The following is a 9,758-nucleotide window of genomic DNA, read 5'->3' as shown; positions in this document are numbered from 1 at the left end:
CCGCATCGCTCAGCAAAAACAGGATCGGTTCGACGACTTCGTGCGGCTCCGCGAACCGGCCGAGCGGAATCGCAGCGAGCATCGGCGCACGCTTCTCCGGTTCGCTCCACGCGAACTGCGCCATCGGCGTGAGCGTGACGGTCGGGTTCACACTGTTCACACGAATGCCGTGCGGCCCGAGTTCGATGCACAGCACGCGCGTGATCGCGTCCATCGCTGCCTTCGATGCGCAATAGCTCAGATGCGCGGGCAGGCCGACGAGCGCCGCCTGACTCGACACGTTGACGATGCTGCCCCGTGCGTGCGCCGCGCCGCGTCCGTCGCGTTCGATCATCTTGCGCGCCACGGCCCGCGCGACGAGCGCCGCGCCGCGCGCATTGACGGCCATCACGTGGTCGAACTGCGCGGCGCAGACCTCGAGAGCCGGTTCGAGCGACGCGATCCCCGCACAATTGACGAGGCCGTCGAACGCGTCGTACGCGGCGAGTGCTGCGTCGATCGCGTGTTGATCGCCGCCGACATCCAGGCGCAACGTATCGCACGCAATCTCGCCGGCGAGCGTGTCGAGCGCGGCCATGTCGCGCCCCGCCGCGACGACGCGCGCACCCGCCTGCGCCAGCGCGACCGCGCATGCGCGGCCGATTCCGCTCGAGGCACCCGTGACGAGCATCGTTGCCCCGCTGAAATCGAATCGTGTGTTCATGATGACGTGCCCAGCCTGTGCATGATCGGCTTGAGTGCCGGATACAGCGCCGTGTAGAGCGCAAAACGCGCGTCGTACGTTTGCACGCGATCGGCATCGGGCCGTGCACGCTCGACGAGTGTGACCCAGCCGCCCTGCGCGTCATCGCGCGACACGAGCCCCGCGCCGACGCCCGCGAGCAGCGCGGCGCCCATCGCGGCTTCGACGTCCTGCTCGATCGTCCATACCGGAAAGCCCGTCACGTCCGCGATGATCTGCATCCACAGCGCCGAATGCGCGGCGCCGCCGACGACGATCAATCGGTCGTCCAGCGCCACCGCGCCGCGGCGGCCGGCCTCGATGTTGTGGCGCAACGCGAACGCGACGCCTTCGAGCACCGCACGATAAAGATGCGCACGGGTATGCGCGAGACTCAGCCCGACGAACGCGCCGCTCGCCTTCGCGTCCCATACCGGGCTGCGCTCGCCCATCAGGTATGGCAGGAACAGCACGCCGTCGGCGCCGGCCGGCACGCGCTCGGCCGCCTCCTCGAGCAGCACGTGCGGATCGCCGTGCGGCAACAGGCGCGCCGCATCGATTTCCGCGTGGCAGAACTGGTCGCGAAACCACGCGACCGACGCGCCGGCCGTAATTGCCCCGCCGAACACATACAGGTCGCGCTGCCCGTCGAACACGTGCGGCATGCTGACGAGGCCATGGCGCGCATCGACATGCCGGTTCACGTAACCCCAGCACATGCTGGTGCCGATCATCGCGACGTGCTGCCCGGTACGCGTCGCGCCGGCCGCGAAGGTCGCCACTGCGGCATCGACGCCGCCCGCGACGACCGGCGTGCCCGCCGGCAGCCCGAATTGCGCGGTCCATTGCGACAGCAGGCCGCCGACGACGTCCGTCGAATCGACCAGCCGCTCGGGCATCATCGTCGCCGGAATGCCGAGCATGTCGAGCGCGTCGTCGGACCACTCGCGACGCGCGACGTCGTACACGCCGCCGATATTGCCGGCCGAACTGTGGTCGACCGCGACTTCGCCGGTCAGCAGGTAGATCACGTACGCGTTCGGCGGCAGGAAATAGCGCACGTTCGCCCACACGTCGGGCCGCTGATCGCGCAGCCACAGCATCTTGGTGAAGCCGTAGTAGCTGTCGACGCCGTTGCCGGTGATCACGCGTAGCCGCTCGACGTTCACGTGTTCGTTGACCCAGTCGACTTCGGCGGTCGCGCGCCGGTCCATCCAGATCAGGCACGGATGCAGCGGCCGCATGTCGATGTCGACCGGGATGCCCGAGCCGCCGTACAGGCTGCTCACGCACACCGCACGGATCGCGTCGGCCGGCACGCCCTGCGCCCGCGCGTCGCTCACGCAGCCCGCGATGCAGTCGCGCACCGCGTCGAACCACACCTGCGGCCACTGCTCGGCCCACAGCGGACGCGGCGTATCGGGCTGGTAGCCGGACGAGCGCCGCGCGACGATCGTGCCGTGCCGGTCGACGAGCAGCGCCTTGGTGCTCTGCGTGCCGATGTCGACGCCTATGACGTATTCCATGATGTCTCCGGTGAGGCGCACGCCGGCCGTCAGCGGGCCGGCTTCAGCAGCACCTTGATCGATTCGGGCGATTTCGCGACACGGATCGCATCGTCCCAGTCTTCCAGCGCGAAACCGTGCGTGACGATGCCCTTCGACGTGACGAGCCCGCGCGCGAGCAGGTCGATCGCGACCGGATAGCAGTATGGCCCGAGGTGCGCACCGCGTACGTCGAGCTCCTTGCGGTCGCCGATGATCGACCAATCGACGGTCGCATCCTCGCCGAACACGCTGAATTCGACGAAGCGGCCGAGCTTGCGGATCAGGTCGAGCCCCTGGTTCACGCCGACCGGCGCGCCGGTCGTCTCGATGTACACGTCGCAGCCGTAGCCGTCGGTGAGCGCGCGGACGATCTCGCGCGCGTCGTCGCGCTGCGGGTTGATCGTCACGTCGGCGCCGTACTGGCGCGCGAGTTCGAGCCGTTCGTCGATCAGGTCGATCACGACGAGTTTCTTCGGCGTCTTCAGGTGCGCGACCTGCGTCATCATCAGCCCGAGCGGGCCCGCGCCCGCGATCACGACGACGTCGTCGAGCTGGACGTCGCCGCGGTTCACCGTGTGGATCGCGCACGACAGCGGCTCGATGATCGCCGCATCCTCGAGCGATACGCCGAGCGGAATCTTGTGAACGATCGCGGTCGGCGGAATGCGCATGTACTCGGCCATCCCGCCGTCGGCGACCTCGCGCTGGAAACCGAAGATATTGTGTACCTCGCACATCCAGTACTGGCCCGACTTGCAGTAGCGGCACTTGCCGCACGGCACGATCTGCTCGGCGATCACGCGGTCGCCCAGCGCCACGCCGAAATGCTCGGCCGCGCCGTCGCCGAGCGCCTCGACATGGCCGAAGAATTCATGGCCGGGAATGACCGGCGCCTTCACCCACGGGCTGGGGCCGCCCCAGAACATCTTGGCGCCGGTGTAGCACTTGCAGTCGCTCGCGCAGATCCCGCACGCGGCGATGCGGATCACGAGTTCGTTCGCGCCGGGATTCGGCTTCGCGACCTGCTCGACGCGATAGTCCTCGGGGCCGTGGCAGACGACCGCGGTCATGCGCGGCTGGGCTTCGGGTGTCGTCATGAGTTGTCTCTTTCCTGAGTGATTCGGATGGCTGATTGATTGATCGTTACCGCGATCGCTCACGGCTGATGTAGATCGCGAGCAGGATGATTCCGCCCTTGATCACGTTCTGCACATACGGGTTCACGCCGATCATGTTGAGCCCGTTGTTGAGCACGCCGAGCAGCAGCGCGCCGACCAGCGTGCCGAGGATCGCCCCGCGCCCGCCGGAGATCGACGTGCCGCCCATCACGACGGCCGCGATCGCGTCGAGTTCGAAGCCCACGCCCGCGTTCGGCTGCCCGCTCATCAGGCGTCCGGTCAGCACGATCGCGGCGAGCGCCGACGTGAGCCCGGCCAGCGTGTAGACGATCAGCTTCACGCGCGCGACTCGCACGCCGGTGAGCCGCGTCGCCTGCTCGTTGCCGCCGATCGCATACACGTAGCGGCCGAACGGCATCCGGTCGAGCAGCAGCCACGCGATCGCATAGACCACCAGCATGATCAGCACCGGCGCCTGGATGCCGAGCACCTTGCCGCTGCCGAAGAACGCGACCCAGTCGGGCAGCCCGTCGATCGGATAGCCGCCCGTGTAGATCAGCGCGAGGCCGCGTGCGATGCCCATCGTCGCGAGCGTGACGATGATCGGCGGCATCCCGGCGAACGCGACGAACACGCCGTTCAGGAAGCCGAAGCCGAGGCCGACCGCGATGCCGATCGCCAGCGCGGCGACCGCGTTGACGCCCGCGACCATCAACCCGGCCGCGAGCGTGCCCGACAGCGCCATCACCGAGCCGACCGACAGGTCGATCCCGCCGGTCAGGATCACGCAGGTCATGCCGACCGCGATGATCGCGTTGATCGACACCTGGCGCAGCACGTTCTCGAGGTTCGCGGCGGACAGGAAGCTGGGGCTCGCGATCATCATCGCGATGCACACGACGATCAGGCCGACGAGCGGATAGAACAGCGTCGAGCGGCGCAACTGCGCCCACATCGCGCGGGGCGGCGGCGCGTCGCCGTTTCCGGCGGTGGCCGCGAGCGTCGTGGAAGGCGTGGAAGAAGAATCAGGCAGGTTCATGGGTCGCTCCTCGCGTGCCGGCCGTGGCATAGGTCATGACCGTGTCGGGATCGATCTCGTCGCCTTCGAGCGTCGCCTCGATGCGGCCCTGCCGGAACACGGCGACGCGATCGCACATGCCGACGATTTCCGGCAATTCGGACGAGATCATGATGATGGCGTAGCCGCGCGCGGTGAGTTCGCGCATCAGCCCGTAGATTTCGGCTTTCGCGCCGACGTCGATGCCGCGCGTCGGCTCGTCGAAGATCAGCACCGACGTGTGATGGTTCAGCCAGCGCGCGATCACGACCTTCTGCTGGTTGCCGCCGGACAGCGTCGCGACCTCGGTGTGGATCGACGGCGCCTTCACGCCGACGCGCCGCATCACGTCGTGCGTGGTGCGCGCTTCGCCGCGCCGGTCGATCAGCCAGCGCATCGACCGGTACTTGCCGAGGTTGTTCAGCGAGATGTTGTCGCGAATCGAGAACGACGTGACGAGCCCTTCCGTCTTGCGGCTTTCCGGCAGAATGCCGATGCCCGCGCGCAACGCATCGGCCGGATCGGCGAGCTTCGCCGCCGCGCCGCGCACGCGCAGTTCCTTGCGATGCGCGCGCGTCGCGCCGATCACCGCGAGCGCGGTTTCGGTGCGTCCCGAACCGACGAGCCCCGCGAAACCGAGGATCTCGCCTTCACGCAGCGCGAAGCGGTTCACCGGGCCGTCGCGCTCGATCTGCAGCGCATCGACTTCGAGCACGGCCGGCGCGTCGGCCGGCAATACCGGCTTCGGCGGAAAGCTGCTTTCGATCCGGCGACCGACCATCATGCGCACCAGTTGCTCGACGTCGGTGCGCGCGACCTCGGTCGTCGCGACGTACTGGCCGTCGCGCAGCACCGTAATGCGGTCGCACACCACGAAGATTTCGTCGAGGTGATGCGAGATGAAGATCATCGCGACGCCCTGCCGCTTCAGCTCGCGCATGATCGCGAACAGGTGCTCGGCCTCGGCCGGCGTAAGCGTCGCGGTCGGTTCGTCGAGGATCAGGATGCGCGCGTCGAGCGACAGCGCCTTGCCGATCTCGACGAACTGCTGCTGCGCGACCGACAGCGTACGGATCGGCGCATCCAGATCGATCGCCACGCCCAGGCGCGCGAAGATGGCCGCGGCCGCCGCGCGCATCCGCTTGCGGTCGCGCGCGCCCCAGCGATTGCGCAGCTCGCGGCCGAGGAACAGGTTGTCGACGGCATCGAGGTGCGGAATCAGGCTGAACTCCTGAAACACGATGCCGACGCCGGCCGCGACCGCGTCGTGATAATCCGCGAAATGGCGCGCGGCGCCGTCGATCTCGATCGTACCGGCATCCGGCTGGTGGATGCCGCACAGGATCTTCATCAGCGTCGACTTGCCCGCGCCGTTCTCGCCGAGCAGCGCATGGATCTCGCCGCGCGCGATTTCCAGATCGATGTCGGACAGCGCCTTCACGCCGGGAAAGCTTTTCGTGATGTGGCTGAGCCTGAGTATCGTGTCCATCGGCTTCTCCGTGCGAAGGGCGTCGGCCACGCCGCCGCCCTTCGCGTCGCGTCGCACGTCGTTCACCAGCTGAAACCCTTCGCGTTGCCGCGATCGACGACCTTCACGTCGACGGGAATCGCCTTCGGCACCGTCGCGCCCCACTTGCGCGCGATCGCGATGCCGAGCGCGATGCGCACCTGGTCGGCCGGGAACTGCGCGGTCGTCTCGATGAACTTCGAGTTCGGTTTCTGGATCGCGGCGATCGCCTCGGGTGCGCCGTCGACGCTCGTCAGCTTGATGTCCTTGCCGGAACCCTCGATCGCGGCGAGCGCGCCCATCGAGCCGCCGTCGTTCACGCTGAAGAGGCCCTTCAGGTTCGGATGCGCGGAGATCATGTTCTCGGTGACCGACAGCGCGGTCGCGCGCTCCTGCTTGCCGTTCTGCGTGTCGACGAGCTTCACGTTCGGGAATTTCGCGAGCCCGGCCTTGCAGCCGCGCACGCGTTCGAGAATCGGCACGACCGGAATGCCGTCGAGGATCGCGACCTCGCCGCTGCCGCCGATCGCCTTCGCGAGGTATTCGCACGACATCACGCCCGCGTCGTAATTCTTCGAGCCGACGAACGAATCGACCGGGCCGTTCGCGTTCGCATCGACGGCGACGACCACCGCGCCCGCCTTCTTCGCCTGCGTGATCGCCGACTGGATGCCGGTCGAATCGGTCGGGTTCACGAGCAGGATGTCGATCTTCTTCTGCAGCATGTCCTCGACGTCGCTCACCTGCTTGCTGACGTCGTGATGCGCGTCGGTGACGACGACCTGCGCACCGATCGACGCGGCCGCGTCGTTCAGCGCCTTCTGCATCGTCACGAAGTACGGGTTGTTCAGTTCCTGGAACGTCATGCCGATCCGCAGCGGCGCGGCATGCGCGGCGGCGGCGGCGGGCAACAGGGCCGCGCCGGCGAGCGCGGCAACGGCCGCCAGGCGGGCGGCGCGACGGGGGGATGTAGCGGGCGATGCGTGCGTCATGACGGTGTCTCCAAAAATTGTGTGCGGCTTTTTCGTGGGTGAATACGCCCCTCGCGACGTGAGCGACGCGATCGGCGGGGTAAAACGGCGGGGAAACTCAGGCGGGCAACGGCCCGGCGGTCATCCGGGCTGCGGCGTGAGTTCGGGCGCACCGGGCGTCAGCACGCGCGGCGGCAGCGGATTACCGGTCGGCGCCGCATGCAGCGCCAGCTCGCGGCTGCGCGCGTTCAGGCGCTGCAGCGCGCGGAATTCGGACGGCGCCATCCCCTTCACCGCGCGGAACTGGCGGTTGAAGTTCGACACGTTGTTGAAGCCGGCCTGGAAACAGATGTCGGTGATGCTCGCGTCGTCGGCGAGCAGCATCTGGCAGGCGGACTCGATCCGCAGACGATTCACGTACTGGACGAACGGCATGCCGGTATGGCGATGGAACGTGCGCGAGAACGCGCTGACGCTCTGCCCGGTCAGTTGCGCGAGATCGGATTCGCGCAGCTCGGATGCGAGGTTCTTGCCGATATACGACAGCGCGTGGCTCAGGCGCGTGGGCGTGACGTCGGCCTGGTCGTACGCGGGGCTCGCGAGCAGCGTGCGTTCGGCCGCGCCGCACAGCCGCTCCAGGATCGTCATGAACAGCGCGATGCGGCGCATGCCGCGCGCGGTCAACAGTTCATCGAACAACGGCGCGATTGCAGCGCTCGTCGCGGCGTCGAAGCCGACCCCGCGCCGCGCGTCGTCCAGCAGCGTCTGCGCATCGCGGCATTCGGGGAACGCGTCCATGCAGCGGCGCACGAACGACGGATCGAACTGGATCACGAGATTGCGGCGCTCGACGGTTTCGCCTTCGGCCATGTCGCTGACCCAGTTGTGCGGCAGGTTCGGGCCCAGCAGCACGAGATGGCCGGGGCCGAACGAGCCGATGTGATCGCCGACGAAATACTTGCCGTGCGTCGCGACGATCAGGTGCAGCTCGAATTCGGGATGGAAATGCCAGCGGATCGTGCGGTACGGATAGCCGTGCGACCAGACCTTGAACGACTCGTCGCGTCGCACGTCGACCACTTCGAGATCGGGGTGCATCATGTTGGCGTCTCCATTCCCATATATTGCTGGCCGGCCTGTTCGGCTGTGCGCGCATCGCCGCGTGTCTCGCGCGGCGATGCGACCGGTCGCATGGGAAGCAATGTAGGTCGATCGAGCGCGCGGCTCCACCAACTTTACGCCTGATTTTCGATACTTTTTTGCCGCCCACCGGCTGAAATGGCGCCGGATGGCAAATTTGTTGCAGCGCGGAACGACGCGGGCGGCCGCCCGCGCCACGGCCAGCACCGGCTTATGCCGCCGCGTGCTCGCGCGCCGTGCGTACCTCGTACGTCTTCAGGTGGTTGTACGCGATCCGCAGCAGCGACAGCGTGTCTGTCGCCTGCGGGTCGCGCCGCGCGAGCAGGTCGCCGATCACGTGATCGGCTTCGACGCGCGCGTGGTTCTCGACGTCGCGCAGCATCGACGCGGTCAGCGGCGACGGCGTCAGCACCATCCGCTGCATCCGCTCGCTGGCCGCCGGATCGGGCCGGTGGCCGTTGTGTTCCGCGATCGCGCTGCATTCGGCGAGCATCGTCTCGAGCAGGCGGCGGCCGTCCGGCGCGGCGAGAATGTCGCCGATCGAACCGCGAAACAGCGACGTACTCGCGGCGAGCGTCGCGAGGAACACCCACTTGTCCCACATCCGCGCGGCGATGTCGTCGCTGAGCGTGGCGTCGAAACCCGCGCCGCCGAGCACGTCGGCCACCGCGCGCACGCGCGGCGATTCGCCGCCGGCAAGCTCGCCGAACGATACGCCGTGCGTGTCGTTCAGGTGCACGATGCGCTGCTCGCGATCGAGCGTCGCCGCGATCACGCACAACCCGCCGAGCACCGGCGCGGCGCCGAAGCGCTCGCGCAGCACGTCGAGATGGCGCATCCCGTTGAGCATCGGCAGGATCAATGTCTGCGGGCCGACGAACGGCGCGAACGATGCAATCGCGTCGTCGAGGCTGTACGCCTTGCAGCTCAGCAGCACGAGGTCGAACGGCGCGACGCCGGCGCCTGCATCGCCCGCGCGCACGGTCTGCACGTTCGCGAGCGTCAGGTCGCCGCGCGGGCTGCGGATCAGCAGCCCGTCGCGCGCGAGCGCGGCAGCGCGGCCGTCGCGCACCAGGAACGTCACGTCGCGCCCCGCCGCGACCAGCCGGCCGCCGAAGTATCCGCCGACCGCGCCGGCCCCTACCACCAGAATCCGCATCGTTGCCTCCTTTCGGTTTCGGTCGGCGTCGCGCTGCCGCCCGTGCGAGGCGCGACGCCGACCGTCGCCCGACAGTATAGCGGCCGCTGTTATGCATATGCATAGATGCCCGCGCTCGCGTCGCGGGCATGGGGAAATGACGGCTTCTAAGGGATTTCCCGTCTACGGCGACGCGCATGGCGCGCCGTCAAACCACTTATCCCGTCACGCCGCTCCGGCGAGCTTCCACGACTGACCGACCTCATACCATGCGCAATCTTTCCCTGAATCAGAAACTCGCCTCGATGATCGTCATCCTGTGGCTCGGCCTGCTCGTGATCGCCGGGCTCGGCGCATGGCAGACCCGCGCGTCGATGATCGCGGACCGCCGCGACCAGCTCGCATCGCTGGTCGCGCAGGCCGCGAGCGTGACCGATCACTACTACAAGCTGTCGCAGCAGAACGTGATGCCGGAAGCCGACGCGAAGCAGAAGGCGATCGAGGCGATCGCCGCGATGCGCCACGGCGCCGACGGCTATATCTCGATCAACGATTCGAA

Annotated in this window: 9 protein-coding genes; 1 reads left to right on the top strand and 8 read right to left on the bottom strand. The window is 67.9% G+C overall.

Annotated features, from left to right (window positions below; genetic code table 11):
* The 8 genes from JMF90_RS10690 to panE form a co-directional block, all read right to left on the bottom strand.
* A partial coding sequence (locus JMF90_RS10690; protein WP_201325093.1) for an SDR family oxidoreductase occupies positions 1 to 703 on the bottom strand: 703 nt, incomplete at its 3' end.
* On the bottom strand, positions 700 to 2,247 hold the full coding sequence (locus tag JMF90_RS10685) for an FGGY-family carbohydrate kinase (RefSeq protein ID WP_011547328.1): 1,548 nt from the start codon (positions 2,245 to 2,247) through the stop codon (positions 700 to 702). The genes JMF90_RS10685 and JMF90_RS10690, both read right to left, overlap by 4 nt.
* A gap of 29 nt (positions 2,248 to 2,276) precedes the next feature.
* Entirely contained in the window at positions 2,277 to 3,365 is a 1,089-nt protein-coding gene (locus tag JMF90_RS10680; protein ID WP_011547327.1) for an erythritol/L-threitol dehydrogenase, read from the bottom strand.
* A 46-nt stretch (positions 3,366 to 3,411) separates the two neighbouring features.
* Positions 3,412 to 4,425, bottom strand: coding sequence for an ABC transporter permease (locus JMF90_RS10675; RefSeq protein WP_011354493.1), 1,014 nt, complete (start codon positions 4,423 to 4,425; stop codon positions 3,412 to 3,414).
* Positions 4,412 to 6,076 (bottom strand): sugar ABC transporter ATP-binding protein, encoded by a 1,665-nt coding sequence (locus JMF90_RS10670; RefSeq protein WP_374039671.1) that lies wholly within the window; start codon positions 6,074 to 6,076, stop codon positions 4,412 to 4,414. The genes JMF90_RS10675 and JMF90_RS10670 overlap by 14 nt, the downstream gene beginning before the upstream one ends.
* A complete protein-coding gene (locus JMF90_RS10665) occupies positions 5,995 to 6,942 on the bottom strand; it encodes a substrate-binding domain-containing protein (RefSeq protein ID WP_011694785.1) in 948 nt (315 codons plus the stop codon). The genes JMF90_RS10670 and JMF90_RS10665 overlap by 82 nt, the downstream gene beginning before the upstream one ends.
* 120 nt (positions 6,943 to 7,062) lie before the next feature.
* Entirely contained in the window at positions 7,063 to 8,022 is a 960-nt protein-coding gene (locus JMF90_RS10660; RefSeq protein WP_011547324.1) for an AraC family transcriptional regulator, read from the bottom strand.
* A gap of 250 nt (positions 8,023 to 8,272) precedes the next feature.
* The gene (panE, locus tag JMF90_RS10655) at positions 8,273 to 9,220 is read right to left on the bottom strand and encodes a 2-dehydropantoate 2-reductase (protein ID WP_011547323.1); all 948 of its coding nucleotides are present in this window, start codon (positions 9,218 to 9,220) and stop codon (positions 8,273 to 8,275) included.
* A 248-nt stretch (positions 9,221 to 9,468) separates the two neighbouring features.
* Between panE and JMF90_RS10650 the strand changes: the two genes are divergently transcribed.
* Positions 9,469 to 9,758: cache domain-containing protein (locus tag JMF90_RS10650; RefSeq protein ID WP_201325092.1), on the top strand; the 290-nt coding region annotated here is incomplete at its 3' end.

The sequence above is a fragment of the Burkholderia sp. E168m23 genome (assembly GCF_016586125.1).
Classification (GTDB): domain Bacteria; phylum Pseudomonadota; class Gammaproteobacteria; order Burkholderiales; family Burkholderiaceae; genus Burkholderia; species Burkholderia orbicola.
The sequence above is the reverse complement of the archived record's forward strand: the minus strand, read 5'-3'. Positions and strand labels throughout refer to the sequence as shown.